Source organism: Streptomyces sp. NRRL S-495 (assembly GCF_000966955.1).
Taxonomy (GTDB): Bacteria; Actinomycetota; Actinomycetes; order Streptomycetales; family Streptomycetaceae; genus Kitasatospora; species Kitasatospora purpeofusca.
The window spans coordinates 1-1,657 of sequence record NZ_JZWY01000273.1; the positions used below are offsets into that span (position 1 = coordinate 1).

The 1,657-nt window shown below is 70.3% G+C and carries 2 protein-coding genes; both read right to left on the bottom strand.

Features of this window, described 5'->3' with window-relative positions; translation table 11 throughout:
• Positions 1-849 (bottom strand): ABC transporter permease (locus tag VR45_RS15685; protein WP_045940376.1); only part of this gene is annotated, 849 nt, incomplete at its 3' end.
• A gap of 54 nt (positions 850-903) precedes the next feature.
• Positions 904-1,657 (bottom strand): ABC transporter ATP-binding protein (locus tag VR45_RS15690; protein ID WP_045940377.1); only part of this gene is annotated, 754 nt, incomplete at its 5' end.

Below are 1,657 nucleotides of genomic sequence, written 5' to 3' on the forward strand. Positions count from 1 at the left end.
CAGCGAGATGCCGGCGAACGCGAGCAGCATCGTGCGCAGGCTGTCGGTGCCGGCGGTGATCATCCGCTCTTCCTCGGCCTTGAGCTCGGCCCCGGTGCGGGTCTCGATCTGCTGCTCCGGCCGGATCTTCTGGTTCACCTCGGCGAGCAGGGCGTCCTGGCTGGTGCCGGGCTTGGCGGCGAGCACGATGCTGCTGTAGCGGCCGGGCTCCAGCAGGATCTGCTGCGCGGTCGCGCGGTCGAACAGGGTGAGCGTGCCGCCGCTGTTCACACTCGGGTCGTCGGTGGTGAAGACGCCGGTGAGCTTCGCCTCGAGGACCGGGCCGTTGGAGCCGATCCGGACGGTGTCGCCGACCTTGTAGCCGCCCTTCTCGGCGGTCTTCCGGTCGAGGGCGATCTCCTTGCCGTTCTTCGGCCCCTGGCCCTCGACCATCGGGTAGCGGGCGTCCTTGCCGTCCGGGCCGGGCGCGAAGTTGGCGCCCTTGGCCGTCCAGGACTGGCCGATCAGCTCGCCCTTCTTGTCGGCGACACCGGTGAAGCCGCTGACCACGCCGCGGGCGCTCGCGGTGCCGGGCAGGGCGGCGAGCTGCTGGACGGTGGCGTCGGTCAGGGTGACCGCGCTCTTGTCGCTCTTGTCCTGGAGGGACGCGGTGGCGCCGGCGGAGTCGTCGACGATCTGGACCGACACGTCGGAGTAGCTCTTGGAGTTGTTCTCCCGCATGGCCTTGCCGAAGGTGTCGGAGAAGACCATGGTGCCGGCCACGAAGGCGGTGCCCAGCATGACGGCCAGCGCCGTCATCAGCAGTCGGCCCTTGTGGGCCAGCACATTGCGCAGTGCGGTGCGATACATGGGGTTTCCTGGGTCCAGGGGTCTGCGAAGGGACGGTCGGCGGCGCGTGCTGCGTCAGCTGGTGCGGCCCTTGGCGTCGAAGCGGCGCATGCGGTCCAGGACGGTGTCGGCGGTGGGGTGGGTCAGTTCGTCGACGATGCGGCCGTCGGCGAGGAAGACGACGCGGTCGGCGTAGGCGGCGGCGACGGGGTCGTGGGTGACCATGACGACGGTCTGGCCGAGTTCGCGGACGGAGTTGCGCAGGAAGGAGAGGATCTCGGCGCCGGAGCGGGAGTCGAGGTTGCCGGTGGGTTCGTCGGCGAAGACGATGTCGGGCTTGCTCGCGAGGGCGCGGGCGCAGGCGACGCGTTGCTGCTGGCCGCCGGAGAGCTGGCTGGGGCGGTGGGAGAGGCGGCCGGAGAGTCCGACGGTCTCGACGACGCGGTCGAGCCACTGCTTGTCGGCCTTGCGGCCGGCGATGTCCATGGGGAGGGTGATGTTCTCGAGGGCGGTGAGGGTGGGGAGGAGGTTGAAGGCCTGGAAGACGAAGCCGATGTGGTCGCGGCGGAGCTGGGTGAGCTGCTTGTCCTTGAGGCCGACGAGTTCGGTGTCGCCGATGGTGGAGGAGCCGGAGCTGACGGTGTCGAGGCCGGCCATGCAGTGCATGAGGGTGGACTTGCCGGAGCCGGAGGGGCCCATGATCGCGGTGAACTCGCCCTGGGGGAAGGTGACGCTGACGTTGTCGAGGGCGACCACGCGGGTCTCGCCCTCCCCGTAGACCTTGTTCAGGCCGGTGGCGCGGGCGGCCGCCCGGCCGGTACGGACGGCG